This is a genomic window from Eubacterium sp. 1001713B170207_170306_E7 (genome assembly GCF_015547515.1).
GTDB lineage: Bacteria > Bacillota > Clostridia > Eubacteriales > Eubacteriaceae > Eubacterium.
The window spans coordinates 735,495-761,349 of record NZ_JADMVE010000001.1 but is presented as its reverse complement, the minus strand read 5'-3'; the positions used below and the strand labels follow the sequence as shown (position 1 = coordinate 761,349).

The window sequence follows — 25,855 nt, the reverse complement described above, 5'->3', positions numbered from 1 at the left end:
CCCTCATTTCTTTCCGGCTAACTTGTCAGCCCTTCCTGTAAGTACAGAGCTTTCCTGACCGCCAGCTCAACCGCCTGGCCGATCAGCTCTCCAAGCTTAAAATGCTTTCCGGCGTCTGTCATGCGCAGCGGTGCGCCCGGCCGGGCGATGATGACCACGCCGTCGGTACCGGTGCCGGTTGCCCCGTTATCTGAAATGACGCTTTTGCAGCCCAGACGCTCAAGGGCTGCTGTTTTAGCCTCGGTACAGGTCATAAAAGCCTGGAGCATGGTGCCGTCTGGCAGATTCGCGTCAACCGCCAGAATCACATTGATGGTGCCGCCAAGCACAAAGGGCCGTCCGTCCTTCTGGTCAAGCGTTGCCCGGTCGCCGGCCCTCAGCGCATTCCCCGACACGCCCGCTGTCACCAGCGCCGATACAGCGGTCTCGCCGTAAGCCGCCTCGCAGAAGGCGGCATTGCGGATCTGCGCCGCCGTGGTCAGTCCCGTGGACTGGCGCGGCGGCAACCCCAGAATGTCTTCCGCCACGATCCTGAGATGCTCCTCATGGGTAGGTGCCAGCATTTCACAGCGTTTGGTTTTTTCCTCCTGCTCGTCATAGTTAAAGACAAACCGCAGGTCACTTCTGAGCCCGCCGTTTAAAAGCGAGCTGCTGAGCACCCGCCGTTCATCCTCAAAACGGATAACGGCCGCGCGGTAATCGAGCCGGGCGGTATCGCCGGTCGCCAGCTTATATTCTTTCATACGCGCTCCCCTCAGCCCATCATCTGTCTGTACCAGAAAATAACACATACCAGAAAAACACCGTTCAAAATATCCGCCAGCATCGCGGCCATATCGGCAACATACACATAAAAAAGGCCGAAGCAGATGCTGATAACTGAATAAATAATGATATTAACAAAGGCGATGGTCGTGACCGCCTTCAGATCCTCGGCGTTCATCCAGCCCTGAAAAACATGGAGCCCTACGGGAACAACCAGTATAATGACCTGAATGGTGTAATACAGAAAGAGTAAATCGCCGTAATCCTTGATGACCATTCCCGACATTTTGGCATAAACTAAAAAGGCAGCGTAAAGGACGCTGATCAAGCTGATCAAGAAAAATATTTTTCCGGTTTTTGTCATTTTTTGTAGCATTGGTTCTTTCCTGATTTTCATAAAAGTTTTTTCGTGATTATTATAGCACAAAAGATTGCAGTCTGGAAACAATTCTAAATGTTGACGTATACAACATCCTATTATAAAATATAAGAAAAATAAGCTTTAGAGCTTTAAAGGAGGATTCAGAATGGCAACACCAAAATTATGGTCTCTGCTTGCAGAACTAAAATCTCCGTCCTACAAATGGGTAGACCTGACCCATGCTTTTGATGATGACAGCCCGCACTGGCAGGGTTTCCCGGCCATGACCACCAAGCTGGTTTATGACTACAAAAATGGAGACATCTTTCAGACACAGCAGTTTACGGTTGTCGGCCAATACGGCACCCACGTGGACGCGCCCATACACTTTTACCCAGAGGGCCGAACCCTGGACGAAATCGAGGTAACCGAGTTCACCTACCCGCTTTGTGTGATCGATGTGCATGAGAAGGTCGCTGCTAATCCCGACTATGCTTTGAGCATTGAGGATATCATGGCCTTTGAGCAAAGCTATGGGAAAATCCCTGACGGGGCCTTTGTTGCCATGCGGTCTGACTGGTGCAAGCGCTGGCCCGATGAAAAGGGCTGTATGGAATTTGACGAAAAGGGAAATGTCCATTACCCGGGCTGGAGCCTCGAAGCCATTAAATTCCTCGTTGAAGAACGTAACGTTGGCGCCATTGGCCACGAAGCCTTTGACACCGCTCCTCCGGCAATGGAGGAAGACAAGCCCATGGAAAGCGAAACCTACATCTTAAGCCAGAACCGTATCCAAATCGAAGTAATGGCCAATCTTGACCAGGTGCCGCCCACCGGAGCGATCATCTTCTGCACCTTCCCAAAGGCTAAAAATGCTTCAGGCTTTCCGGCAAGATGCTTTGCCCTTTATGAAGCCTGATCCGCCGGAGCAGCAAAGAGGTACGTCGAAACGACGTACCTCTTTTAGTTTTCTATTTCTATCTGACCATATAAATACCGTGAAGTATCCAGCAGATGGCTGTAATCCCTGAAGACTTTATCGACGATGGCGTCCGCTTTTTTTACAATCTCTTTGATTTTCTTCTTCTCATAATTCAAATCGAGCGCGAAGCTGTAGGTTTTTACCATATACTCAAAATAGTCCTGATAGCTTAAATCCATTCCGTCGTTGATATTCCACTGCAAAGCTCTCTGGACGCCAAAGATGGTACCAAGAGCCAGCTTGAGCTTCTTTTCATAGGGCATGTCTGCATCCATCAGCGCCATCAGCGCCGCATACTCATGCTTCTGGTTTCCATCATAAATAGACGCTTCCAGAATATCATCCCTCATGATCTCTGTTGTAAAGCGCGCCATTTTATAATCCTTCTCGCGGATTCTGAGCGTCATGTTGGTAAAGCAGAGAACATAGAGCAGAATATCCTGGTCTGGCGTTAAATAATTTTTCAGATGGGCCGATAAAATGGTATAGTCTTCCTTTAAAATAGCGATGGCAATGTTGCGCTTACTGCTAAAATGATAGGCGATCAGCCCAAGACTGACATTAGCCTCCGTGGCAATGCGGCGGTTGCCAATGAGATAGCCCTCCTCCAAAAAAAGCCGTTTAGCCGTCTCATAAATTTTCTGCTTGCTTTTCTTCCCCTTCATTTCCAGCAACCTCCCCCGGTGTCTTTGTGATTTAATTTAAACACAATTTTCATCCTTAATCAAGTCTTTATTCAAATTACTGGTCGCGTTCAAAAATAATTGACTTTAGTAAAAAATCGTGTTATTATTATTTTATAAAAAACTGAACGCGTACAGTAATTAATCTAGGAGGTTTTTTTCATATGAGCGAAAATCAATTATCTGCTGGAGTGGTTTCGAAAAACAAGCTTTTTGAAGATGTTTTTGACGGAAAGGTTCCTGAACGTGTACCGCGTCTTGTCTTTGGTGATAACGCTTTCTGCCTTGAGTATGCCGGTTATGATCTGAGAAAGGAACAGTACAGCCTGGTAAAAAATCTGGACGCCATTGATCTGGCCACAAAAGATTTTGACTCCGATGTTGTGTTTGGCATGTTTTTGAGAATGCCGCATCTTTACAAAATGCTGGAAGCCATTAACTTTGTGATGGGTACTGATGGCTTTATCCAGCATCCCGAGGTGCAGGGTTTAAAGGACGACGAATACGACGCTTTTATTGCAGACCCTATCAAAACGCTTTGGGACAAGGTGCTGCCAAGACTGTACCCTGCTCTGGCGAAGCCGGGTTTTGAAGGACAGAAGGCTTTATCCAAGGCGTTCTATACCTTCTTTACCTCCATGGGCGTCATGCAGCAGGGCTTTGGCAAAATTGCCGAAAAGTATGATAAGTCCGTGTATTCCATGGCCCCTGCCGCTTCCTGTACCCCGCTTGACATTCTTTCCGACCAGCTGCGCTCCTTCTCAGGCATCAGCACAGACATGCGCCGCCGTCCGGAAAAGGTAGAAGCCGCCTGCAACGCGCTGCTTCCCGTCGCCGTCAAGGCCGGCTCCGGACCAAACGCCAACCGCTATGTCCGTACCTTTATTCCGCTTCACATGGCGCCATACATGCGTGAAAAAGACTTTAAACGCTTTTACTGGCCGACCTTTAAGGCATATGTTGAGGCGCTGGACGCAAAAGGCATCGGCGCAAACCTGTTTGTTGAGCATGACTGGATGCGCTATCTGGATTATCTCAACGAGCTGCCGCCGCTGACGCACATGAGCTTTGAGTTCGGCGATCCCAGGCTGATCGCTGAAAAGGTGGGAAAACGTCATGTTATCTCTGGATTATACCCGCTCACACTCTTAAAAACAGGAACGGAACAGCAATGTATTGATAAAGCAAAGGAATTGATTGATATTCTGGCTCCAGGCGGACAGTACATTTTTGCACTCGATAAAAACCTGCTCAAGGCCCGGGACATTAATCCTGAAAATTTAAAAGCAGTCCTGAACTTTGTAAAAGAATACGGAAAATATTAAGGAGGCGTTATGATGGAAGATTTCAAATCCGAATACTACACAGACCTAAAGGAAACCATGGAAAAATATGACATTCCGCCGGAAGCTGTGGAATTTGCGGCAGAACCGATGCAGTCGCTCGAGGAAATGTTTTTCTCCTTTGCGAACTATTTGATTTCATAAACGAAAAGCCAGGACTCTCACCGAGAGATCCTGGCTCTTATTGATTATTTAAATAAAATTGCTTCTTAATCATCACATTTTGCAAGTGCTTTTGCGGCTAAATCAGCAGCGATAAAACTATAGAACATCATAATAAAATCTCTCCTTTCTCAAAGCACCGTTATTTATTTGCTTTATTAACTGATTCTAGTTTACACGCTAATCCGCTTTTGGTCAAGCAACATTTTCATTTGTTTACAGTTTGTTACAAGTTTTTACAAAGATGCGTGAAAAGGCGACTGCTGATTTCTTCTTGATAATGCGTTTACAGCCGCTGTAACACTGGCTTTACAATATTTTATTATTAATATGTTAATTTTTAAACATATTTTTTATCCTTAACGTCCTTAAGAATTTATTAAGTTTTCGTTCGTATGCATTTATATCTTTCAAAAAATACGTCAAGGGTAAATTTATGCTTATAAGAAAAATATTTTTTTAAACATGCCTATAAATTATTCTTCTCAGAAAATACCGTCCCCTTTGTTTCATCATTCGCTCCTTCGGTCTCAAGTATTATGCTCTCAGGAAGCAGCTGTGCTTCTGCAAATGGCTTCTGCTCAGCAATTACCCGTATAAACATACTCAAGATGATTCCGGGCAATTTCCGCCAGCTGGTATACCGTCCCGGCCGCTGTCGGCCCCCGGTCCACCATTTGATAGCTTGGGAAAAAACGCGATATATGCAATGGGATTTTAGGATTGATGGCGGCCAGCCAGCCCGACAAAGCATCCATTTCCTCCTCGCTGTCGTTTTCTCCGGGAATGATGAGGGTGGTTATCTCAACATGACAGCGCTCTGCCGCCAGGCGGATGTTTGCCTTGACGGTTTCAAGGTCACCGCTCACCATTTCATAAAAGGCTTCGTTAAAGGCCTTTAAATCGATATTCATGGCATCGATCAATGGAAAAAGCCCTTCAAAATAGTTGGTACAGATGTTGCCATTGGTCACCACCACATTTTTCATGCCTCTTTCGTGGATCAACGCTGCACAGTCCCGCACAAACTCATAGCCTACCAGCGGTTCATTATAGGTATAGGCAATACCGATGTTTCCTGCTTCCTTCAGGCTTTCCGCCTTATCTGCCAGCATTTCCGGCGTTACCCTGATTGTTCTGGTGTCCCGGCCGCCCATGGAGATCGAGCTGTTCTGGCAGAAAGAGCATCGGAGATTACAGCCATAGCTGCCAACCGAAAGAATCGTGCTTCCCGGACAGAAACGGTTGAGGGGCTTTTTTTCAATGGGGTCCAGAGCGGCCGAAGTCAGCCTGCCGTAGTTTTCGCAGACAATGCGCTCGCCGTTATTGCCCCGGGCCTGGCAGAAGCCTGTCCGGCCTTCCTCGATAACGCAGTGGTGCGGGCATAAATCACAGGTTCGCTTCATGAATGACGCACCACCTCAAACCGCTGCAGCTCACAGGCTTCATCCGCTGCGATTCCGGCTTTTTGCTTTGCGATGGCGAGCTGATCTTCCACACGGTCAATCCCCTCGAGGTTCGGCAGGAGCAAGCCCCGTTTATGGCCTCTTGTGACGATCACGCCATAGCGGCGGGGATCCAGCGCGGCGGGCGAGCCGATGGCCTCCGGCGGGCCCAGCACATCCACGCTATAGACAAGCTCCTTTAGTTCGGAGACTTTAACCTGCGGAAACCGCGGGTCCGAAAGCCCTGCGCTGACAGCGTTCCTTAAAATTTCTTCTGCCACACTGCCGGTTACAGGGGAGATGGTTCCGATACAGCCGCGCAGCTTTCCATGTTTTTTCAGCGAGACAAAAACACCCGCACGCCGGCCTGTCATATCCTCCGGCAGGTCTTCCGGCATCTTCGCCGGCGTTCCAGTCTTTATACAGGTTTCAAGCGCATAACGCGCTAAACGGACATAGCTGTCCTCCTGGCTTTTCAAAGTCTTCAGCCGGTCCTCCTCCAGCCTTTCATACTGCCGGTCAAAATGCCGGTCCGGAGCCCCGCCAGCCGGGAGGAAGGCCGCCACCGCGTAGCCTACGCCAAAGGGGCCTTCATAGGACAACAGGTCTGCATCTACTGCCAGCCCATCCAGGGCGCCTGCCATGATGGCAAAGGAGCCCAGCCCGCATTCTGCGGCTTTTTCACAAAAGACTGGCTCATAGCTCAGAAATTTAAGAAAATCCGCATGCTTCATGGCAGCCGTCACATCCGCGTCAAATGCCGGCCCTTCAGGCGCGAAGCCATAGGGGCCGTCTTCCTTCAGCTTGTGTGACAAATCACCGCTGGCTATGATCACAATGCGCCGGTCCAGCTTGTCTGCCGCTGTTGCGATGCTTTTGCCAAAGCGGTAGTGATCAATCATCGGCAGTCCGGACAGGCCAATTCGCACTACTTCAAAGGCGCAGCCATAAGGCTCCATAAACCGCAGCGGGATCAGAGTGCCATGGTCAAGCTTTGGATCCTTCTCGCCAAGGCTTCCGGCGGGTATCCCGTCCTGCTCAGCCTGAATGCCAATAGCCCTTGCAAGCACTTCATCATAAGAAGCCTCTGCCGTGACACCATTGACGCCAAAGGCACGCAGATCCCCTCTTGCCCCGGTCCCCGGAGAAATATGGAAATAATCCGAATACATGACCGAATGGGGCGAGGTAATCACAACGCTATCCGGACTTAGCGCTGCAATGCCCTCTGCCACAGCCCTGTAAGCCCGGGCTGTTTTTTCAAGCTTCTGTTCCTCGCCGCGTCCCACTTCCGGCAAAATGATGGGTGGATGCGGAACGATAAATGTACCAACCACAGACATCTTCAACACCTCTTTTTTCTTTTTAATATATCACAGCAAATAAAAAATCCCCTTAATTTTTCTTTGCTTTAAACAGCAATAAAGGGCACAGCCTTTTTACCAGCTGTGCCCTGTGAGGTGAACATTTATAATCTTTTAAAAGCTTCTAGACCATCGCGATGGGTCTTACATACATTCCTGTCGCGCACTTAACCTTTGCCGGCAGACAGATGAAACAGAACTCATAGCATTTATCCTTTGCCAGCTGGTCCAGCTGTAAATATTCAATAATATGAACGGCCTGCTGGATCAGCAGATAGTGGTGAACCGGCTGTGGATGCTCCGGCACAGAGGACGAGCCATCCGCATTGAAGCCGTCAATGCACGCCATATCATCGCCAACCAGGAAGGCGCCGTTGCCTTCCACCAGGTATCTGGCGGCGGAAATCCCCAGGCCGGCATCGCAGCAGGCTTCCGGGCCCGGCCAGTTTTCACCGGTTCTCAGCATGACCGCATCGCCCTTTTTCAGCTCAACGCCTTCCCATTTCGCACAGCCGTCGCAGTCCTCCGCAGTAATGATATAGTTGGGATCAAGCCGCTCGACCCCTTTATAGCCGGCAATGTCCAAAAGTACACCGCGCATTACCATCGGCGGAATCTTGGAAATATCACATTTTACCGGGCCGTAGTTGGTGCTGTAGCGGTCAGCGGAGTAGCCATTATACCAGTGGTTATCCTCTCCGGTTGTCCAGTGGCACAGCGCGTCAATATGTGTTCCCGCATGAAGCGGCGCGATGAGCATTTCCGTGTTGAGCCCCATTTTATAGGAATCCTTGCTGCTGTCCAGCATGCCCCCGTCCTCTGACCAGTTGAACGCTGGGCTCAATCCGCTGCCCTTCATGTTTTTCCGGCCGGATGGCGAGGCATAGGCTAGAATATCAAAGCCGCAGTGCCCTGCCCAGACCGGCATGCCCTTAAAGCGTTCTGTCTCCAAATCATATATTTTTCCCTTTTTAATATACTGAACGGCTTTCAGAACAAGCTCGGGTGTCAGGTCGTTCATGACGCCGACTTCATCCGCTTCGCCCCATTCACCCCAACGGTTGTTTTCCATCCAGCTGTTATCTTCGTAATCTTTCATTTTAGCTCTCTCCTCTATCTCTGTTTAAAATAATTTTTCCATATACCCCTGTTTATCCCAGCCGGGCTGTACTTTGCCCATGATTTCCACCCTGCCCTCAAGCTCTGGCAAAAGGGCTTCTGAAACGACCAGCTCCTGCAGCTCCAGGGTATTTCTGGCCATGATCATTCGGGCGTTTTCGGCTGTAACATAGCGGTTACAGCAGTTCAGCGCGGTTTCAATGGCTTCTCTGTCACTCTCTGCGACAACCGGCATAAAGCCGCGTTCTAAAAAGCCTGAAGTCATTGTGTTGACATAGGTAGGCTCAAAGTCAATTTTTTCATACATTCTGCGGGTGATCAGATCAGCGATCCCCATCCCGATGGCGTTGTGATGGCTTTCTTCTGTCAGATCAAGGCAGACAATGCGGTAAATGTCCGGCAGCTCGTCGGGCATGTTCCGGATAAGGTATCGTCCCACAATGTTGGGATCAATCCCTGTTCCGCTGATGTTTTTTCCCATTTCCTGTAAAACCAGCACGTCCAGCTTATCGCAGGGCAGCGCGGGCAGCAGTGCTTTGGCTTCTTTCAGAAGCTCACGCTCACGCGTTTCAATACACTCTGCCGGCAGCACTTCAATTTTGGCGGTCCGGTCCTGCTGATTTTCCAAAATGGCCACGCCCATCAGGATTGGCATTTTATCCATGATGACCCGGGCAGCTTCCGGCATGAGCACACTCAGTCCATAAACGCCGCGTCGGTGTATGGTGGAGGCGCCATGCTGTTTGCCGAGCCCGATAACCATCTGCTTCATAATGCCGCTTTCAATGCCGCCATGAAAGTCCGTGTGCGGTTTGATCCGGTTGACCATGATGATCCCATCCATCGAGCAGGCATTTTTATCAAAATGGACTGGTACGCCCTCTTTGGTATACCCGATCGTATTCGTTTCCATCGAAGATAAAAAGGATACCCCCATGCTCTCCGGCGTAATACCGTAGCCTTCCAGAACTTCCAGCTGGCCCTCTGCCGTCGCGCCGCCATGGCTTCCCATGGCGGGAATGATAAAGGGCTCGGCCCTGTTTTCCCTTACAAAATCCACAACGGCCCTGATAATGCGGCGATACTGGTAAATCCCGCGGCTGCCCGCCGCAATGCCGATCCGGCTGCCTGGCCGGATGCGGTCTTTATAACGGCTCATCTGGCGGATAACCGTATCCTCGGGACTTTCTAAAAAATCCGTTTTCCACTTCTGCCGTACACGGTACAAATCCGGCATTAACGACTGTTCAAATTCAATCAACGCATCCCCTCCTTTGCCTGTACGTTGTTTTCAGGAGAGGATGTTTCATTTCAGAACACATTCGGTTCTTTACTCTCCATCCCTGAGGTCACACGTATTCTATCACCATGATTCAGGGACTTCAAGAAAGGAAAAGGCCTGAAGTGTTTAATTATAAATCATTTTTCAGCTTCCGCCAGAGGGTGCTTCTGCTGATCCCCAGCATTTTGGCTACCCTGGACTGATTGTGGTTTTCCCTTTTCAGCAGGAGCATAATGATGTCCCGCTCAATGCTTTCCAGGGACTGGTCCAGGTTTAATCCGGCATCTGTTTTTTCTTTTTCTTCGGGATAACGGTTTTGATTTTTTAAAAGATAGTTCAGTCTGTCTTTTGAAATATAAAGTGTGTTGGACTCTAAAACCAGTTCCTTGACCAGATTCCGCAGCTCCTTGATATTAAAATGCCACGGAAGTGTTTCTAAAAGACTGTAGGCTTCTTCCTGAAAGCCGACAATCTCTTTGCCATATTCACTGTTAAACTGGGTGATGAAAAGACTGCTGAGGTTGCGGATGTCCTCCTTGCGGTTCCGCAGCGGCGGCAAAAAAATCTGAATGCCGCTGAAAAATGTGTACATTTCCGAATGAAGAATGCCTTTCTGGATCATTTCCTCCAGCGTGGTTTCAGAGGACGCCAGAAGCTTTATCCTTTTAGTGGAAGCGGTCTGCTGCAGAAAGGACAGCAGTAAAAGCTGGGTGGACAGCTCCATATGGTCAATATCATTAAAAAACAGTATCTTGGATTTCTTATTTTCGATGAGTGAAAACAGCGTATCAAACACTTCATCCTGCTCGCTGCAGTTTAGGGCCATGCAGTTTATCTGAATAAATTCCTTGTTTTTCTGCTGCTTTTCGCGGTGAACGGCAAAGGCAAAATCCTCCCGGCCAGTGCCCTGCTCGCCATAGATTAAGAGCGGCTTGTAGTTTTCACAATTTGCCTGCGCTGTTTGAATGGCCCTTTTCATCAGGGCGTTACTGCTCTCGAACCGGGACAGGATCATTGTGTTTTTTCCAAAATCATTGTCCAGCCGGATCACATTTTTTTCCTTAAGTCCCTGGCTCAGATAACGTTTTCCATATAAAAAATAACGCTTTGTATTCCCCTTGATCCGGGAGCCCTCCACATGCCATACCTCATCGTTCATCGTCAGATTAAACACAACATGCCCCTTTAGGTCAATCTGATCCTTATACCGCTGGATATCTGAACGCGCTTTGATGCCCTCAAACATCTCCGCATGGTCATTGGTAAAAAAGATGTTCCCCTCCTCGTCAAACACATCAATGCGGACAGCCTCGTTGGCGATGAGCTGTTTATAAAAGTTGCGCTCTTCGCGAAGGTAGGTCATCTGTCCGTACATTTTCTTTGCCTGCTCCAGCGCCTTGGAAACACTCTCCCGGCCCGAGGTAATCATGGCATGGTTCAGGCCAATGCTGTCTGCCGCCTTTGCCGTGATCACATCGCCGGCGACAAAGTTATAGCCCTGGCGCTGCAGGCCAGACAGCATGGGAAAAAGCTCGTTCTCGCTGTTGATCTCAAAGCAGTCGATCTCATACTGAAGCAGGTCGCACAGTACGTAAATGCTTTTGATAATGGCTGAAAAGCCCACCACCGCTGTTTTTCCCGTATAGGTCTGGAGCAGCCGGATCAGGCGCATCATATCATAACCGGAAATGTCAATATAAATAACCGGGATGTGTGTCGCCTCCTCGATCAGCCCGGCAGTGCGGCCCCGGGACAGCACAAAATCATAGGTGTCATCGCGCTGATGCTCCTTAAATATTTTCAGCCCTTCATACATATCGCCGACAAAAAGATCGGCTGAGATGTCCGGCTCCTGGTCAAGGACTTCGGCCACGGTTTTCATCAGGCCTTTATAGGGCAGTATTCCTAAAATTTTCATAAAATCGCTCCTGTATAAGCTAACATCCTCTCAACCACATCCTCTCTGCCCAGGCCGCCGGCCTTTGAAATGACACGGTAGCCGCCGGTCTCTGACAGAACCACCCCTGGCTCAATCTCATCAACAGGTCTGAGATCGGTGAGCCCGAGATGGTTAAGCACGGCCAGCAGTGTGTCCCCTCCAAAAACAGCGATGTCCTTATAGCCCAGGGCTTCGGCCACACACCTTGTAATGTACCCCAGCCGGTCCGCAACACAGGCTCTGTCCGCACCGCGCGCCGGACTGAAGGGACAAGGCTTTTCGATATCCGAGCTTGACAGGATAACCGTATGCCCGGCCTGGCCGGCCAGCTCCCTCAGCAGCCGGTCCAGCCCTTGGTTGTCCTTTCCACTCAGCTCGAGATAGTCCGAAAGCTTGAAAACAGGGATGCCCGTGGCCCTCGCCTTTTTTAACTGATCCGCCGAAACCGGACAGACACTGCCGCACATTAACAATAAAGGCCGCTGTATTCCCGGTATATTCTGTGTCTGGGCCTTCATCCCCAAAAGCCCCGGGAGAAATGACGCGAAGCCTGCACAGCCTGAAAGAATCCCCGGGCTGTTTAATTTTTTCAGGCGTCCGGCGATCCTTTCCATATCCTGCTGGCTCTCCGCGTCAAAAAGATAAATGCCTGTTTGCACCGGAGCAAAGCGCTCCAGCTCAGAGGCCGGAACATCATAGACCGGTACCGCGCACTGGCTGTGGATGATTTCTGAAATTTTACTGGAGATAACAGGATTAAAGGGATCCCGGGCAAAGGTGGTTTCGGAAAGAGGGGTTTCCCCAATATACTGCTGTCCCCCGCGCGTGTAGCGTTTGTTTTCAGGATAAGCCGGCACCAGCATCACCTGTTCTTCCTGCATCCCCTTCATACAGCCATAAAGCTCTGCCCCAATGTTTCCCCTGAGGGTCGAGTCAATTTTTTTATAGAGAAAGCTGACCCCTGCCCGCTTGAGCCCGCGCGACACTTCATAAAGTTTCTGGCCGGCCTGCCCGCCTGTCAGATGCCGCGACTCGGTATTAATGACCAGCACTTCACAGTCACTGTCTATACCCCTCCCGCCGCCGGTCTGCTGTGTCACGACAGTACTGATGCCGAGCTTGCCAAACTGTATGCCTGTGTCCAGCGCGCCGGTAAAATCATCTGCCAGCACCACCAGCCGGATCATGTCCGTTTCCTCCGGCCACAGGCCAGCACCGCCGCCATATCGAGGGCGTCAATCATGGATTCCGCATTGGCCTTTCCTGTCCCCGCCACCTCAAAGGCGGTTCCGTGGTCGACAGAGGTTCTGATGATGGGCAGGCCCACCGTGCAGTTCACACCGCTCATACTGGTGAAGCTGCCTGTCCCGGGATCCATTTTAAACCCGCAAAGCTTAAGGGGAATATGCCCCTGGTCATGGTACATGGCGACCACCATGTCGTAGGCACCGCCCAGCGCCTTCACAAAAACAGTGTCCGGCGAAACCGGGCCCGTTACCTTTATGCCTTGCTTCCGGGCCGCCTCAATGGCCGGAATAATCTCGAGGGCTTCCTCATCGCCAAAGAGACCGCCCTCTGAGCAGTGCGGATTAAAACCTGCCACGCCTATCACAGGAGATTCTATCCCCATGAGCCGGAGCGTTTCATCGGCCAGGCAGATGGTCTTGTATACCCGCTCTTTCTTGATCATGTCGCACACTCTGCGCAGTGAGGCATGGGTTGTCACATGGATGACACGCAGACTGTCGCCTGTCAGTACCATGCGGTATGTTTTTGTGCCGGTATAATGCGCAAAAATTTCAGTGTGCCCTGAGTAATGGTGCCCGGCCAGATTGAGGGCCTCCTTGTTGATCGGGCCAGTCACAACGCCGTCGATCTTCCCCTCCACAGCCATGGCAATCCCCTTTTTAATAAAACAGAACCCTGCGTCGCCGCAGCGCGCGTCAACCTTTCCATACTGCCATTCATCCTCCTTAAAAAGCGCCAGATCAAAATAGGGCAGCATCCCTGGCTCAAGCTGATCAAGGGTGCTTTTTAGGTCTGTCTCCCCGACCGGGAACAGCTCTCTTTTTATATTTATGACCTTCAAGGCCCTTTCCAGCACTTTTTTATCCCCAATGGCCACCGGGCGGCATTTTTTCCAAACCTCAGGGCATGCCATTGCTTTCAGTGTAATCTCCGGCCCAATGCCTGCCGGATCACCAATTGTAATCCCTAGAATGGGTTTCATTTTTCTTTCCCCCTTACAAATTCTGTTTTAAAATTAAACAATGCTCCGCAAATCTTTTTCTGGATTTCATACTATCGGATTCCACAGGCTTTTTCAATGCGTTTTATGTTTCATAATCAAACAATTCTGAGGTGGAAGGTGAACCGGTGCAATAAAAAAACACAAAAGCCCGTGGTTTTCACACTCAGACATTTGTGTTTTGGTATAAATTTTAACCTTTAAAAGACCAGAGACCGGTCCTTGAACCAAAAGGATTTTTTATCCCAGGTGTATTCCAGCTCTGCGCCCATTTTTGCGAAAAAGGCATTGATCGCCTCATACAGGGCTTCGTTGGCCTTGGGATCTCCGGCATTGTTCAGGCTTTCGATCCACATGCTCTGGGAGCCGCAGGCATCGCTCAGATGGATTTTATAGTCCAGGTGTTTTTCCTGTAAAAGCTGGTTCAGCGCGCCGATTTCTCTAAATGTAATAATCATAAGTTTAACCTTCTTTCCTGATTTATATATTTTAACATGGCAACATGTGTTTTCGCTTATTTTTATGGGTTAAGCTCTGTCAGCTCAACGCTGAAGCAGTCTCCAATTTCAAAGTTCAGCGTTTCCACTGCCTTTCTCGATTTTCTGAGATTATCCTGAATCCGCTTTTTATCAAGCACTAAAAAGCGATAATACTCTGTCAGAAAGATATCGACCGCGTCCCCATAGGCGATGTCTATTTTTTTACCCAATATATCCTTAAAAAACTGAATTTCCATGCCCGATGTCAGTGACGCGATGGCGTCAAAATAGGTCTTGTCCTTAATCATCGCGCTGGTTTCAAACTTAAGTCCATCCTCAAAGCGCGTCTGTATAAAATAATCCTTCAGGTCAATGGTCATTTCGGCAAAGCTTTCGAGTATGGAGATATCCTGATAAAACCGTTTGATCTGCTCATTGGCGTTAATGCATTCAAAATAAGCGCGGTACTCAATCATATCGACGAGCAGATAATCATTTTTTTCCGCATATTCCTTTAAAGGCTCCTCAAGCACCAAAGCGATATCATTGACAAAATCCTTAAAAATACTGATGGCCACCGATTCCTTGCCCTCAAAATAATATGTGAACAAGCCAAGCTTAGATTCAGCCTCCGTAACAATATCTTTAATGGTCGTGGCGCTATAGCCCTTCAGGTAAAAAAGCTTTTTCGCGCTGTCGTAAAGCGATGCTTTTGTTTCTGTTCCGTTTTTATAGTTTGCCATAATTCACCTCATGTTTATTATAGCATGACTTTTAGTAAAAAAAAGCAGAATTTAAAAAAGACTTGACAAATTTGTACGCATACTATATATTGTAACCATACAATATTGTATATGTACAAAACCTGAAAGGAAATTTAGAAATGAACGAAAAAATTGAGCGCATAAAAAAAACAATGGCCGGAGCGCCTGCGGATCGCGTTCCGGTGATCCTGGATTTTGAAATCAGCTATGCCTGCGAATATGCGGGAATTGATTTTCTGGAGGCTACCTGGAACTATGAGAAAATCCTCGAGGCATACAGCAGGCTTTTAGACACATTTGAAATGGATGCCAATCTGGGCATGGGCTGGCTGCCGCCCCAGCGCAGTGAGCTTCTGGGCAGCCGGGCATGGGTTCAAAACCGGAAAAACGGAACCATGCAGCACCCTGAGGTTATGAGTCTGAGTGACACCGACTATCCTGCTCTGATCAGCGACCCTGTCCGCTGTATTGTTGAGAGGGTTCTTCCCGCTATGTACACCGCCCTTGGAAAAGACAGCGTCAGAGACATTGCAGCGATCGCTCAGGCGCTGCTATTTGAAAAAAATCAGGTTGCAGATTTTTATAATAAGCTCTACAGCCTCACCTTTGATAAGGGTGTTCCCATTTACTATGGCACCATGTTTTATGCGCCCTTCGACCTGCTGGGCGACCATCTGCGGGGGATCACGCAGATTTCAATGGACCTTCGCCGGAGAAAGCGTGACCTGGAGGCCGCCTGCGAGGCCCTTACACCCGTCATGATCGACTATGTGGAGAATACCCTGCCCGTAGACACCGACAGTGTTTCCTGCGCCTGCTCCTGGGTCCATCTGCCGCCGATGATCAGCCCAAAGCATTTTGAAAAATTCTTCTGGCCTACCTTTAAAAGGGTCTGTGACACGCTGGCCGCAAAGGGGCACGCCCTCTATCTGCAATTCCAGGGCGATTACACCGATGGCCGCTATTTTGACTATTATTCCGAGCTTCCGGAAGGAAAGGTTATTTTAGCTGTTGAGCATCAGGATTTCAAAAAAACCCTGGATACCCTCGGCTCAAAAAACATGGTTTGCTGTTCTTATCCTCTAGACTACCTGACGAACTACTCTACAGAGGAATGCCTGAACAAAGCACGCGAGCTCATGGACATCGGCATGGCAAACAAACGCTTTTATTTTGGCTTTAACAAGCCTGCCTTCAGCCTGAAAGACGCACCGGCCGAAAAAATGAAGGCCGTGATTGATTTTGTAAATGAATACGGAAAATATTAAGGAGATTAACCATATGTTAGAAGAAAAAGAAAAAATCGAAGCCCTGGCAGCCGAGTATGATGAAATGTACCAGACACTGGTCCGGGACTGTATGACCGCAACGGAAAAGGAATTTGAAACCTTTATTTTAAGCTTAATCATGTAGGGAGATTATAAAATGAACGAAGTTAATAAAAGCAATTTTACAAAGGGAATTATCTATGGCGGGATTGCGGGGGTTTTATGGGGGACGCTCGGGGTTTTTATTGCCCTGCTCCAAAATCTGGGGCTAAACGATGTGGCGGTCTCCTCCATGGGGCCAATGATTGTTATTCTGTTTTATGGGATTAAGACGCTGATTAAAAATCCCAAAGCCTTTAACATTGGCTGGAAGCGCATCCTGATTGTTTTAGTCGGCGGCGGCATTGCCAATGCGGTGCTTTACTATTCCTACGCCCGGGCCCTCAACTATCTGAGCACTGGTGTCTTTTCGATCCTTGAATTTTCCCATGTCTTTATATTGATGCTGCTTTCCTCCTTTATTTTTAAATATAAAATAACCAAAGGAAAGGTCGCCTCACTGGGCCTGGCCATTATCGGCCTGGCGCTGGTTTTAAATGTTTTCTCGCCCGGCGCCTTTATTGCCCCTTCCGGCATTTTGTGGATGGCGTTAAACTGGTTTGCAAACTGTGCGGTTGCCCTGATCATCAAGTGGGCTTTGAATAATGAAATCGACAACGATGTGGTCATTACCTACTATAATCTGGGCGCCGCTCTGATCTACTGGGTTGTCTGTCCGCCCTGGGCAGTCATTGGCCAGATTGCTTCGGCCGAAAATGTCATGCTTCTTATATTGATCATCATCGCCTACGGGCTGCTCACACAGATTCTTTCATCCTATGTCTGGGTTAAATCCTTTTCACTAATCGACCCGGCCATCACCAATATGATGAATGCTTTTTCACCCATAACAGCCTCCATCCTCGGTTATTTTATCTTTGGACAGATTATATCAATACCGCAGATTTTAGGGATTGCCGTCGTTATTCTCGCGGTTATTATCCTAAACAAAACCGGGGCAGCTGAGGAACTTTAACCATATTAAAAGCTCTGTTGTCACAACAGAGCTTTTGTCTTTTTCATTTCCTGATGGTAATCATGCAAAGGGCCTGTACCACCAACGGGTCATACAGGGTGCCGCTCCCGCTTTCAATCTCTGCGCACGCCTCATCCGGCTGTCTGCCGGACTTCAGCAAATGGTCAAAAGCGTTCGCCACCGCGCAAACTCTGGCGATGACGGGAATATCCTGTCCGCTCATCTCTTTTGGATTGTCCTTGCCGTCATAGCGGAAATGGTGGAACCGGCAAAGGTCTGTGGCAATACTGCAGAAGATCTGTTCTGTAAAACAAGCCGCCTTTGTCGCATACAAATTTTTAAAAAACTGCGCCCCCATTGTACAATGCCCAAAAGTATCTTCTGTATCCGCTTTTCCAATGTCGTGATAATCCACCGGAGACATTTCTTCCAACTGCCAGATTGAAAGCAGCTCTTCACGGCCTAATTCCTTCAATATTTTTTTCATCCAGCCGCCTGTGCGCAGGCAATGCTGCCGAACGCTTTCGGGACAGCGTTCAAACTGAGTCTTAATCAATGCTTGCATGCTCTCTACCTTTATTGTAATTCCTTAAAATACAGGGTATATTTTTAAATGAAAAGTTCGTAGAATACCATATTTCACGACAATTTATGCCGCTTTTCCATATATTGTAGCGTTTAACTTGTCCAAAAGTATCATTTCCTGTTTTTTATGCAGGTCTGTAATGTGCAGATAGATGTTCATGGTGACGGCTGTCTCCGAATGACCCAAAATCTCACTGATGATCTGAATGTCCATTCCGCTTTCCTTCGCCCGGGTTGCAAAGGTATGCCGGAGGTCATGAAAACGGTAGTTGTCCAATTGAAGCGCGGTGATAATCTTTTTGAAATAGCGTTGTATGGTTCTGACGTCGTAGGCGGCGCCGTTCTTTTTTGCGATGACAAAAGCCTCTGGTTTTATGCCTTTCTTTTCATAACGCCGGAGTGATTTCATTAAAATGGATGTAACGGGAATCGAGCGAAAGGCCTTTTGGGACTTTGGCGTACCGATCTGGGTAATGGTTTTGCGCTGTCCTGTTCCAGGATTTTTTATTCTCTGAACATTTCTGCGAATATGGATAAAACCATTTTTCAAATCGATATCCTTCCACTGCAGCGCTGCAATCTCTCCGATGCGCATCCCTGCGAAGAGGCCGAGCTGTACCGCCAGGCTCAGGTTATGCTCATGGGCTAAAAGCCAGTTTGTCAGCTCTTTTTGGTCCTCAATGGTCAGAATCTTCCCTGTGGTTGTCTGCTGCTGTTTTTGGATAACAATGTGGTCACAGGGATTCTTATCAATCAATCCCGCTTCCACCGCCTTCTCCATAATCGATGACAGCCTGCCGGCAACGCCCTGGATCGTGGACGTTTTAAGCTCTTTTTTTTCCAGATTTTTCACAAAATTCTGCACGGCTTCACTGGTCACAGCATCCAGTCTGTAACGCCCCAGCGATGGCAACAAATAGCGTTCAATAATCCGCTGATAATTGGTGAGCGTGGACTCCTTAATCTTTCCTTCGTCTCGACGTTCCCTCAGCCACTCACGGCTGAACGCCTCCAGCGTTACCGACCGTTTTGAAAAAAAACGACGAATTGATTCCGACCATATTGAAAATGTTCTTTTCATGATCATGCCTCCCTACTAAAAATTAATTAGAATTTTGCTAGTAATAGCAATTTATAAATGATATAATAGAATCCATAAAAAGTAAAAAATGACGTAGAATATGGTATTCTACGATTTTTATTTTTTTGTCAGCATACACTTTATATGAATCTATTTATACTAAAAAGCAATAACCTGTTGCTTTTTATCTTTATACTTTCACTCTGTTTTTTTCTATAGGGACTGCCCGGCTTTCTGGCAAAGGCATCTTTTAATGTTATGGCGTTTAAAGGACTCCCGGTCCAAAGCCCGCTTTCTTCGTCCCGCACCATGTATTTTTCTATACAAAATCTTCTGTTCTGTGGTAAAATGAAGCCAGCTTATGTAAATTGCGGAGGTTAGTTTTGGACCAATTAGCTTTTTCCACCCTGCTTTCTCTGATTCAGCTCATACCGACTCTTTACCTATACCGGGCTGTTTTTAAAGGAAATTTCCGTTTTGGCACCGGCATCAATATCCTGATGGTTGCGATCCTCCTGTTTTCCACGATCATTACCTATACTGCTGTTTTTACCCTTGACACCATGCCCGATTCCGGAAATGCGCGGATCATTGTCAGTGTGTTGTATAATGTGACCATTGGACTGATTTTTCTGTTAAGCGTTAAGGAAAACTTTTTTCTTAATTTTTTTGTGGTATTCATCATTAAAAACTATCTGGATATTGTGACATTTTTCTGCCAGCTGTTCTGTAAACCCTCTCTGCTAGCCCACCCGCTGTGGTCGGCTTTTATTCAGTTTTTAATTTTCGCGGCCACGCTGCCCTTTGTAGGCTTTTTCACCCTGAAGGTCATCAAGCCCACGGTTCTGGAAACCGGCGGTATGTCTTACTGGCGTTACCTGTGGGTGGTGCCTGTCTGCTTTTTCCTGCTGTACCGGTTCTGTATCTATCCTGGTTCTTTAAGCCTTCCGCCGGTTCCTCACCACCTGCTGCCCTTTGTGTGGTTTATCGGAACCTTTCTGACCTACTATGTTATTTTGAGGCTGATTCAGGAAAACCAGCGGACTGCTGAGCTGCACAAAAGGATGAAGCTATTGGATTACCAGGCCGGTCTGCAGCATGAACAGTATAAGCGCCTGAAAAATAACCTTGAAGAAACCGAAAAGGCGCGCCACAATCTTAAGCACAGCCTGCTTCTGCTCAAAGGCTACGCTGAAAACAACGCCTTTGACCAGATCGACGACTGCCTGAGCGCCTGCCTGGAGTCGGTGGAATCAAACAGTGCACTTCCGCTCTGCGATCATGCCGCCCTCGACGCCATCGCCCAGCATTACGCTTCCCTGGCCCGCCAGAACGCCATTGAGCTGGACATTGAAATCAGCCTTCCCGATCCGCTGCTCTTTTCTGAGGGCGACCTCTGTGTGGTGTTTGGCAACCTGTTTGAAAATGCCGTGGAGGCCTGCATGCGCCAGACCGGGACAAAGCGTTTCATTTCGGTCAGGCTTGGTGTTTCGGGTAAGGGCTCGGTGGTGATTTCCATAAAAAACAGCTATGACCATCACATCAACCAAAGGGACGGCACCTTTATGTCCTCCAAACGCGACGCGGAGGGGATCGGCATCCATTCGGTCTGCAGAATAACCGAAAAATACAATGGTTTTTCAAGCTTCCACTACGACCACCATTTGTTTGAAGCCTCTGTCCTGTTAAATCCTGCAACGCCAACAGCCTGAAAAGCACAAAAAAAGAACGCCCTTTACGGCGTTCTTAATCTATCAAAATTCAGGAGGCCCGGCCTTTTATTTAAAGCTTTTCTTTTTCCAAAGGTGTTTCCGGCGGATATTTGAGGCTCTTTGGTAAAATAAGGTAAAGCACCGCGATGATCCCCGCAGTGGCAATGACATCAAAAACCTTGATGACCATGGTGCCGATAAAGCATGCCAGCACCCAGGGGATCCCTGCGGATATTGCCAGGTTGTAGAAATAAATCTCCCACGGATGGGTCAGGGTTCCGCCGGTCTGCCAGATACTGAGCAGCGCGGATAAAACCCCTGTGACTAAGACCAGAAGCCCCATGGTCGGAAGGGTGCGCTTCCAGTCGAGCTGTCCGTTCCGGCGCATGTTCACACCCACCACCAGCGCGGCTGACGCGCTGACCGCATAAAAGATCAGCGAGCTGCTGCTGTAGTTAAACACCGCCAGGCCAAAATTATTCACAAGCCCCACGATAAGGCCCGCTGCCGGTTCCAGCAGCAGGGCGGCTAAAACCGTGCCGGACATATCCAGCCAGAAGGGCAGGTTAAACTGCATTGAAAGAACATAAAGCAGCCGGTTCATCACAACGCCCAAAACCATGATGATTAAATAGCGCGTCTTGTTACTCATTCTGCTCCTCCAGTTCTTGCTCGATCACTTCGTCGAGGTTTTTCCCCTCCTTTTTTGCCTTTTCAAGGCGTTCCAGCTCCTTTGCACGTCCGATTTCATCCATAAAGCCAGCGGTAACGACACCGGCGGGCATTGCGATCACCGCGATACCAAAAAGGGATGAAATCATGCTGATCAGGCGGCCCACTGCGGTGACCGGGTACACATCGCCATAGCCGACGGTGGTCAGGGCTGTGGTGGCCCAGTAAAGCGCCTCGAAAAAATCGTCAAAGGTGTCCGGCTCATAGGCGAACATGGCCAGCGCCGAAACAAAGATATAGGCCAGGGCGATGATGAGCACATAGCCCAGGGTTTTGCGTTCATTTTTAAATACATTGGCCACGTAGGAAAAGGTTTTGGAGTAGTACAGCACCTTAAAGATACGCAGCACACGCAGAATCCTGAAGCCTGCCCCCAGCAGTCCGAGGGACGGCAGGATTGAGATCAGGTCGATCAAGGCCCAGGCGGTAAAGGGATAGGCCACAAATACCCAGGGCGAATGCTTTTTGATCTTGTAATCATAGGTCATCCAGTTAAAAATATAATCGGTAAAAAGAATATATACCGTGACGGTATCAATCATCACCAGGAGCTGGTTGGACTCCTTAAACATCAGCGGACAGATGCTGATAAAGGCGATGACCATGATAAAAATATCATAGTATTTGCTGATGACATCGCCCGGCTCTGCCTTTTTGACAATCTTATAAATCTGTTCACGCATAATATGAGGCCCCGATTCCTAGAACATATAGGCGGATACCGGCAGCAGGATATTCCCAACGAGCACAAAGAACAGGATGGTGTAAAACATGATGCGTCCGTAGAAGGCCGCAAAGTCACGGTCTTCATATTTGTTCCGGATCCGGTTGATGTTGATGATGGACAAGGCCACTGCCATGATCGTCATGATGCCAAAGATATTGACATATTCCAGGAGTCCAAGCTGCAGCGCATCGGGCAGCAGGTTCGCGCCAACCATGATATTGGTCACGGTACCAAAGAGGGCTGCCGGTATCATGCTGAGCGGATCGACCCGGTGGTAGGTACAGATAAACAGCGTGATCAATACCCAGGTGGTGGTGCCGACCAGGGCGATAAAGCACTTGACATAAAGGCCCATGCTGTCCCGGTTAAGCTCCAGGGCAGTGACATGCTCTGCGTTAATGATGCCGCCGATCATTTCAGGATCGCCATGATTGTCCTCATATTCAATCATCGTGGTGCCCGTCGCACTTCTGCGCAGGTCATAGCCTGAGATGCCAAGGGAGCCGTTGATTCCGCTGGCCTCATCATTTACAAAGACCACATCGTCTACCGGAAGCTCAGACTCGACATACATGCGCAGCTGGTGGGACTCCAGCGGGAACCGCCGGTTCCAGTAATTCTTGGTGATGGTCACATCACACCGCACCGCCTGGTAGTTGACACCATTCTCATGGTAATTCTTGACGGTTTCCATTTTATTCATGGTTCCTTTGTAGATGCGGAAATGCTTAGCCATATCAAGGCCGTCGTTGCCCTCCCACTTAAACCAGATCAATGCCACCACGCGGTAGTTGGAGTTTTTAAGGTTAATCTCTTTCAGGTTTTCGATGTAGGTCCCGACCATTACCTGGGTTGCATTCTGGTTAAACTGAGACGCTCTTTCCTCTACCTCTTTGGGGGTCTGCATCATGGAAACCCAGTAATCATCCTCTGCCTTCTTGTCGGTGTACATGGTGACTGCCGCCACTCCCAGAAAGACCGCCGCAACAATGACATAGGTGAAAAAGCTCATGAGCAGGCGCTTTTTCTGCCAGCCCTTTAGATCGCTGTACTTCATTTTCACACTTCTCCTCTCTTCTCAATAATCTCTATTTTGAACACCACTGCTGGGTATATCAAACATAAAAAGGGAGACAAGTTTTCCAAACTGCCGTATAACGGGAAGGGAACGCCATTGTCTCACTGTTACTCTTTTCATACAGCGCAGGCATTGCTTCCAGCATTACGTTGGATGAGAGGATATGTATTCACACTGTGAAAGCATATTGATGTAATGCAGAAACAACGCGCCGCGCTGTTATCTTAATGGATGAAAAGCGTTGGCTCTTCATTTCTTAAGATCATATTAATTGACAATCTAATCATACCTGTCTAAAAATACAGAATCAATACTCTTACCAAAAACGTGCCTTTTTTACCGATTTAGTATTCTGAATTTCCAGTCTTTTTTAACATAATATGTTAAAATTTGATTGCAACGACTATGAAAGGGGGATGTCTTTATGAAAATCGCAATCATCGACGATCTCAGAACAGAATGTGAACTGCTCTCCGAATACATCCGCCGTTACTGTGCCGATCACCAGCTTGATGCGGAGATCACTCTTTTTGAAAGTGGCAGCCATTTTCTGGAGTGCTTTGCCCCGCACACCTATGATCTTATTTTTTTGGATATTTATATGGATGGTTTAAATGGTATTGAAACCGCAGAAAAGATACGCAAGACAGACACAGACTGCCTGCTTATTTTTTCGACCACCAGTCAGTTTCACGCCGTAAAGGGGTTCAGAGTCCGGGCTTTTGACTACCTGGTTAAGCCTTACAGCTATGAGGTTTTTGAGGAAACCATGCGCTACTGCGACGAAACCCTGTTCAAGCAGAGCCGCTATATTGAGGTCAAGGAAGGCCGGACCCACGTAAAAATATTCCTGAAGGATATTGTTTATACGGATTACTCCAACCATTACATCTATATCCACAGTAAACAGCGCATTGTAAAATGCTACATGCCTTTTTCGGATTTTTCAGCGCTGCTGCTGCCCTATCCTCAGTTTGTGAACTGTTACCGGAACTGCATCGTAAACATGGATGAGGTGGATGTGCTTGACGAGAAGGATTTCGTCATGCTTTCCGGCGAACGGGTGCCCATTAACCGCAGCCTGCGCACCGAGATTCGCCAGCGCTATGCCAATTATGAATTTGACAAACTAAACCGGAGGCTTTGATCTTGGACGCCCGAATTGCCATTGTCATCAGCCTTACCCAGCTTGTTCCCAGTTTCTTTGTTTTTTTTGCTGTCTTTATCGAGCATACGCGCGTCCCCAAGTGGGTTTGGTTCGTTGCGGTTCTCTCCGTGATCGCCTTCAGCGCGTTTATCGTCAGTGTTTATTTTACCCCGGACAGCGTGCTTTACAGTGTCCGGGGCGGGTTGGCAGGGATTTTCCTGATTTATGTGGTGCTGATGAGTCTTCTCTGTACCCGGAACAATTACTTTACCAACCTTTTTGTCCTGTGCTGCTTAACCAATTACAACAATTATATCCAGCTTCTGGCAAAGATTTTCACGATTGTGTTGAATAAGCAGTCTGGTTTTTTTGACTACCCGGTGGATTATACCATCACCCTTGTTCTGCTGGAGCTGGCGGCGTTTCCGTTTCTGTTCTGGTTTATGCAGAAAATCATCCGGCCAGTCATCCAGCAGACCGGCGGTATGCCCGCCTGGCGGTACCTCTGGATTATTCCCGTATCCTTTTACTGCATTTTCTGCATTGGCCTTTACCCAACCTTTACCGACAGCAGCCTCGTCTGGCATAACAGCCTGTTTCTCCTGCCGGTGGCGTGGATTATTGGAACGGTTATGACCTATTACATTGTCATGCGCACCCTGCTGGAGAGCTTCACCAATTCCAGGCTGCAATCCAAGCTGAGCGTCATGGACCTTCAGATTGAGTTTCAGAAGGAGCAGTACGAGCAGCTTCAGAAAAACATCGAGGATACACGGGCCGCAAGACACGATCTGCGGCATAACCTGCTGGCGCTTAAGGGCTATGCCGACCAAAGGGATACCGACGGCCTGCTCCGGTACATCAACCACTATCTGAAAATACTGGATACCGATGAGGTTACGGCTTTCTGCGAAAACTATGCGGTGGACACCATGCTGCGCTATTACTATCTGCAGGCACGCAAGGCCGGCGCCGAGGTGACCATCACTGTCAACCTGCCCAAGGAGCTGCCCATCGCCGAAGTGGACGCCTGTGTGGTTCTCGGGAATCTTTTGGAAAACGCGCTGGACGCCTGCGCGCTGCAGAAGCAGCTCCACCGCTTTATTCATATCAGCATCGGCATTGCCGGGCAGCGCATGGTGGCGATCAACATCAGAAACAGCTATGAAAATGATATCCGTCAGGAAAAGGACCGGTTTTACTCGACCAAGCGTGACGGCGAGGGCATCGGCCTGACCTCTGTCCGCCATATTGCTGAAAAACACCAGGGCTTTGCCCACTTTGATTACACCGACAATATTTTTAAGGCTTCGGTTCTGCTGATGCCGGACAGCCAATAAAAAACTCCTGCGAATGTGCAGGAGTTTTTTTTAATAATGGCTTCGATAGGACCAGGCAAAATGCATACAGACGAAAGCGCATTTCGCCCTTTCCATAAAAATTCCCCGTTTTATGGAAAGGAAACAGCATTAAAAATCAACAGCCGGCGCTCTGGATAACACCGGCCTTCCAAA

General features: G+C 48.4%; 26 protein-coding genes. 9 read left to right on the top strand and 17 right to left on the bottom strand.

All coding sequences use genetic code 11. The features are described 5' to 3' along the window. Positions 1 to 17 precede the first annotated feature (17 nt). Together I2B62_RS03790 and I2B62_RS03785 are read right to left on the bottom strand one after the other, a co-directional pair. Entirely contained in the window at positions 18 to 743 is a 726-nt protein-coding gene (locus I2B62_RS03790; RefSeq protein ID WP_195267636.1) for an adenosylcobinamide amidohydrolase, read from the bottom strand. A gap of 11 nt (positions 744 to 754) precedes the next feature. Next, positions 755 to 1,141: a hypothetical protein gene (locus tag I2B62_RS03785; RefSeq protein WP_195267635.1), complete on the bottom strand. Its 387-nt coding sequence runs from the start codon at positions 1,139 to 1,141 to the stop codon at positions 755 to 757. 151 nt (positions 1,142 to 1,292) lie between these two features. Between I2B62_RS03785 and I2B62_RS03780 the strand changes: the two genes are divergently transcribed. Further along, entirely contained in the window at positions 1,293 to 2,045 is a 753-nt protein-coding gene (locus tag I2B62_RS03780; protein WP_195267634.1) for a cyclase family protein, read from the top strand. 44 nt (positions 2,046 to 2,089) lie between these two features. On the opposite strand, the gene I2B62_RS03775 is transcribed toward I2B62_RS03780, so the two are convergent. Beyond that, the gene (locus tag I2B62_RS03775; RefSeq protein WP_195267633.1) at positions 2,090 to 2,773 is read right to left on the bottom strand and encodes a TetR/AcrR family transcriptional regulator; all 684 of its coding nucleotides are present in this window, start codon (positions 2,771 to 2,773) and stop codon (positions 2,090 to 2,092) included. Positions 2,774 to 2,955: 182 nt separating this feature from the next. On the opposite strand from I2B62_RS03775, the gene I2B62_RS03770 reads away from it, so the two are divergent. Together I2B62_RS03770 and I2B62_RS03765 are read left to right on the top strand one after the other, a co-directional pair. Then, positions 2,956 to 4,116, top strand: coding sequence for a uroporphyrinogen decarboxylase family protein (locus tag I2B62_RS03770; RefSeq protein WP_195267632.1), 1,161 nt, complete (start codon positions 2,956 to 2,958; stop codon positions 4,114 to 4,116). Positions 4,117 to 4,125: 9 nt separating this feature from the next. Then, a complete protein-coding gene (locus tag I2B62_RS03765) occupies positions 4,126 to 4,278 on the top strand; it encodes a hypothetical protein (protein WP_158501347.1) in 153 nt (50 codons plus the stop codon). Positions 4,279 to 4,877: 599 nt separating this feature from the next. Here the strand turns inward: I2B62_RS03765 and amrS are convergent. The 9 genes from amrS to I2B62_RS03720 form a co-directional block, all read right to left on the bottom strand. Then, positions 4,878 to 5,702, bottom strand: a complete 825-nt coding sequence (gene amrS / locus I2B62_RS03760) for an AmmeMemoRadiSam system radical SAM enzyme (protein ID WP_195267631.1) — start codon at positions 5,700 to 5,702, stop codon at positions 4,878 to 4,880. Next, positions 5,699 to 7,084, bottom strand: coding sequence for an AmmeMemoRadiSam system protein A (gene amrA, locus I2B62_RS03755; protein ID WP_195267630.1), 1,386 nt, complete (start codon positions 7,082 to 7,084; stop codon positions 5,699 to 5,701). The genes amrS and amrA overlap by 4 nt, the downstream gene beginning before the upstream one ends. A gap of 145 nt (positions 7,085 to 7,229) precedes the next feature. Further along, positions 7,230 to 8,204 carry a cyclase family protein gene (locus I2B62_RS03750; RefSeq protein ID WP_195267629.1) on the bottom strand — a complete coding sequence of 325 codons (975 nt, stop codon included), beginning with the start codon at positions 8,202 to 8,204 and terminating at the stop codon, positions 7,230 to 7,232. Positions 8,205 to 8,228: 24 nt separating this feature from the next. Beyond that, positions 8,229 to 9,485 carry a DUF362 domain-containing protein gene (locus I2B62_RS03745; RefSeq protein WP_195267628.1) on the bottom strand — a complete coding sequence of 419 codons (1,257 nt, stop codon included), beginning with the start codon at positions 9,483 to 9,485 and terminating at the stop codon, positions 8,229 to 8,231. Positions 9,486 to 9,636: 151 nt separating this feature from the next. Beyond that, positions 9,637 to 11,424 (bottom strand): sigma-54-dependent transcriptional regulator, encoded by a 1,788-nt coding sequence (locus I2B62_RS03740; RefSeq protein ID WP_195267627.1) that lies wholly within the window; start codon positions 11,422 to 11,424, stop codon positions 9,637 to 9,639. Continuing rightward, positions 11,421 to 12,632 (bottom strand): four-carbon acid sugar kinase family protein, encoded by a 1,212-nt coding sequence (locus I2B62_RS03735; RefSeq protein WP_195267626.1) that lies wholly within the window; start codon positions 12,630 to 12,632, stop codon positions 11,421 to 11,423. The genes I2B62_RS03740 and I2B62_RS03735 overlap by 4 nt, the downstream gene beginning before the upstream one ends. After that, complete coding sequence (gene pdxA, locus I2B62_RS03730) at positions 12,629 to 13,675, bottom strand: 4-hydroxythreonine-4-phosphate dehydrogenase PdxA (protein ID WP_195267625.1); 1,047 nt, start codon at positions 13,673 to 13,675, stop codon at positions 12,629 to 12,631. The genes I2B62_RS03735 and pdxA overlap by 4 nt, the downstream gene beginning before the upstream one ends. A gap of 218 nt (positions 13,676 to 13,893) precedes the next feature. Further along, positions 13,894 to 14,151 (bottom strand): hypothetical protein, encoded by a 258-nt coding sequence (locus I2B62_RS03725; RefSeq protein ID WP_195267624.1) that lies wholly within the window; start codon positions 14,149 to 14,151, stop codon positions 13,894 to 13,896. 62 nt (positions 14,152 to 14,213) lie between these two features. Beyond that, positions 14,214 to 14,915, bottom strand: coding sequence for a TetR/AcrR family transcriptional regulator (locus I2B62_RS03720; protein ID WP_195267623.1), 702 nt, complete (start codon positions 14,913 to 14,915; stop codon positions 14,214 to 14,216). Positions 14,916 to 15,055: 140 nt separating this feature from the next. Between I2B62_RS03720 and I2B62_RS03715 the strand changes: the two genes are divergently transcribed. Genes I2B62_RS03715 through I2B62_RS03710 form a run of 3 tightly spaced genes read left to right on the top strand, consistent with a single transcriptional unit; the run spans position 15,056 to position 17,279 of the window. Next, positions 15,056 to 16,204: a uroporphyrinogen decarboxylase family protein gene (locus I2B62_RS03715; RefSeq protein WP_243259402.1), complete on the top strand. Its 1,149-nt coding sequence runs from the start codon at positions 15,056 to 15,058 to the stop codon at positions 16,202 to 16,204. 13 nt (positions 16,205 to 16,217) lie between these two features. Continuing rightward, positions 16,218 to 16,349: a hypothetical protein gene (locus tag I2B62_RS20615; protein ID WP_279354767.1), complete on the top strand. Its 132-nt coding sequence runs from the start codon at positions 16,218 to 16,220 to the stop codon at positions 16,347 to 16,349. A gap of 12 nt (positions 16,350 to 16,361) precedes the next feature. After that, the gene (locus I2B62_RS03710; RefSeq protein ID WP_195267622.1) at positions 16,362 to 17,279 is read left to right on the top strand and encodes a DMT family transporter; all 918 of its coding nucleotides are present in this window, start codon (positions 16,362 to 16,364) and stop codon (positions 17,277 to 17,279) included. 43 nt (positions 17,280 to 17,322) lie between these two features. Here I2B62_RS03710 and I2B62_RS03705 read toward each other — a convergent pair whose 3' ends face one another. Both I2B62_RS03705 and I2B62_RS03700 read right to left on the bottom strand, forming a co-directional pair. Next, on the bottom strand, positions 17,323 to 17,844 hold the full coding sequence (locus I2B62_RS03705; RefSeq protein ID WP_195267621.1) for an HD domain-containing phosphohydrolase: 522 nt from the start codon (positions 17,842 to 17,844) through the stop codon (positions 17,323 to 17,325). An 84-nt stretch (positions 17,845 to 17,928) separates the two neighbouring features. Next, positions 17,929 to 18,945 carry a site-specific integrase gene (locus I2B62_RS03700; RefSeq protein ID WP_195267620.1) on the bottom strand — a complete coding sequence of 339 codons (1,017 nt, stop codon included), beginning with the start codon at positions 18,943 to 18,945 and terminating at the stop codon, positions 17,929 to 17,931. Positions 18,946 to 19,328: 383 nt separating this feature from the next. Between I2B62_RS03700 and I2B62_RS03695 the strand changes: the two genes are divergently transcribed. After that, the gene (locus I2B62_RS03695; RefSeq protein WP_195267619.1) at positions 19,329 to 20,657 is read left to right on the top strand and encodes a GHKL domain-containing protein; all 1,329 of its coding nucleotides are present in this window, start codon (positions 19,329 to 19,331) and stop codon (positions 20,655 to 20,657) included. Positions 20,658 to 20,727: 70 nt separating this feature from the next. Here the strand turns inward: I2B62_RS03695 and I2B62_RS03690 are convergent, their stop codons facing one another. The 3 genes from I2B62_RS03690 to I2B62_RS03680 are packed head-to-tail and all read right to left on the bottom strand — an operon-like array spanning position 20,728 to position 23,173. Beyond that, on the bottom strand, positions 20,728 to 21,309 hold the full coding sequence (locus tag I2B62_RS03690; protein WP_195267618.1) for a hypothetical protein: 582 nt from the start codon (positions 21,307 to 21,309) through the stop codon (positions 20,728 to 20,730). Continuing rightward, entirely contained in the window at positions 21,302 to 22,072 is a 771-nt protein-coding gene (locus I2B62_RS03685) for an ion transporter (protein WP_243259401.1), read from the bottom strand. Before I2B62_RS03685 ends, I2B62_RS03690 begins: the two co-directional genes overlap by 8 nt. 18 nt (positions 22,073 to 22,090) lie before the next feature. Continuing rightward, positions 22,091 to 23,173: a hypothetical protein gene (locus I2B62_RS03680; RefSeq protein WP_195267617.1), complete on the bottom strand. Its 1,083-nt coding sequence runs from the start codon at positions 23,171 to 23,173 to the stop codon at positions 22,091 to 22,093. Positions 23,174 to 23,618: 445 nt separating this feature from the next. On the opposite strand from I2B62_RS03680, the gene I2B62_RS03675 reads away from it, so the two are divergent. After that, positions 23,619 to 24,341, top strand: a complete 723-nt coding sequence (locus I2B62_RS03675; protein WP_195267616.1) for a LytTR family DNA-binding domain-containing protein — start codon at positions 23,619 to 23,621, stop codon at positions 24,339 to 24,341. 2 nt (positions 24,342 to 24,343) lie between these two features. Further along, positions 24,344 to 25,681: a sensor histidine kinase gene (locus I2B62_RS03670; protein WP_195267615.1), complete on the top strand. Its 1,338-nt coding sequence runs from the start codon at positions 24,344 to 24,346 to the stop codon at positions 25,679 to 25,681. Positions 25,682 to 25,855 lie beyond the last annotated feature (174 nt).

Coding starts and splice junctions, on each gene's coding strand:
- I2B62_RS03775 (WP_195267633.1), bottom strand. CDS start 2,773: ATGAAGGGGAAGAAAAGCAAGCAGAAAATTTATGAGACGGCTAAACGG.
- I2B62_RS20615 (WP_279354767.1), top strand. CDS start 16,218: ATGTTAGAAGAAAAAGAAAAAATCGAAGCCCTGGCAGCCGAGTATGAT.
- I2B62_RS03680 (WP_195267617.1), bottom strand. CDS start 23,173: ATGAAGTACAGCGATCTAAAGGGCTGGCAGAAAAAGCGCCTGCTCATG.
- I2B62_RS03700 (WP_195267620.1), bottom strand. CDS start 18,945: ATGAAAAGAACATTTTCAATATGGTCGGAATCAATTCGTCGTTTTTTT.
- I2B62_RS03750 (WP_195267629.1), bottom strand. CDS start 8,204: ATGAAAGATTACGAAGATAACAGCTGGATGGAAAACAACCGTTGGGGT.
- I2B62_RS03735 (WP_195267626.1), bottom strand. CDS start 12,632: ATGATCCGGCTGGTGGTGCTGGCAGATGATTTTACCGGCGCGCTGGAC.
- I2B62_RS03675 (WP_195267616.1), top strand. CDS start 23,619: ATGAAAATCGCAATCATCGACGATCTCAGAACAGAATGTGAACTGCTC.
- I2B62_RS03740 (WP_195267627.1), bottom strand. CDS start 11,424: ATGAAAATTTTAGGAATACTGCCCTATAAAGGCCTGATGAAAACCGTG.
- I2B62_RS03720 (WP_195267623.1), bottom strand. CDS start 14,915: ATGGCAAACTATAAAAACGGAACAGAAACAAAAGCATCGCTTTACGAC.
- pdxA (WP_195267625.1), bottom strand. CDS start 13,675: ATGAAACCCATTCTAGGGATTACAATTGGTGATCCGGCAGGCATTGGG.
- I2B62_RS03690 (WP_195267618.1), bottom strand. CDS start 21,309: ATGAGTAACAAGACGCGCTATTTAATCATCATGGTTTTGGGCGTTGTG.
- amrA (WP_195267630.1), bottom strand. CDS start 7,084: ATGTCTGTGGTTGGTACATTTATCGTTCCGCATCCACCCATCATTTTG.
- I2B62_RS03770 (WP_195267632.1), top strand. CDS start 2,956: ATGAGCGAAAATCAATTATCTGCTGGAGTGGTTTCGAAAAACAAGCTT.
- I2B62_RS03780 (WP_195267634.1), top strand. CDS start 1,293: ATGGCAACACCAAAATTATGGTCTCTGCTTGCAGAACTAAAATCTCCG.
- I2B62_RS03785 (WP_195267635.1), bottom strand. CDS start 1,141: ATGCTACAAAAAATGACAAAAACCGGAAAAATATTTTTCTTGATCAGC.
- I2B62_RS03710 (WP_195267622.1), top strand. CDS start 16,362: ATGAACGAAGTTAATAAAAGCAATTTTACAAAGGGAATTATCTATGGC.
- I2B62_RS03715 (WP_243259402.1), top strand. CDS start 15,056: ATGAACGAAAAAATTGAGCGCATAAAAAAAACAATGGCCGGAGCGCCT.
- I2B62_RS03790 (WP_195267636.1), bottom strand. CDS start 743: ATGAAAGAATATAAGCTGGCGACCGGCGATACCGCCCGGCTCGATTAC.
- I2B62_RS03705 (WP_195267621.1), bottom strand. CDS start 17,844: ATGCAAGCATTGATTAAGACTCAGTTTGAACGCTGTCCCGAAAGCGTT.
- amrS (WP_195267631.1), bottom strand. CDS start 5,702: ATGAAGCGAACCTGTGATTTATGCCCGCACCACTGCGTTATCGAGGAA.
- I2B62_RS03685 (WP_243259401.1), bottom strand. CDS start 22,072: ATGCGTGAACAGATTTATAAGATTGTCAAAAAGGCAGAGCCGGGCGAT.
- I2B62_RS03725 (WP_195267624.1), bottom strand. CDS start 14,151: ATGATTATTACATTTAGAGAAATCGGCGCGCTGAACCAGCTTTTACAG.
- I2B62_RS03765 (WP_158501347.1), top strand. CDS start 4,126: ATGATGGAAGATTTCAAATCCGAATACTACACAGACCTAAAGGAAACC.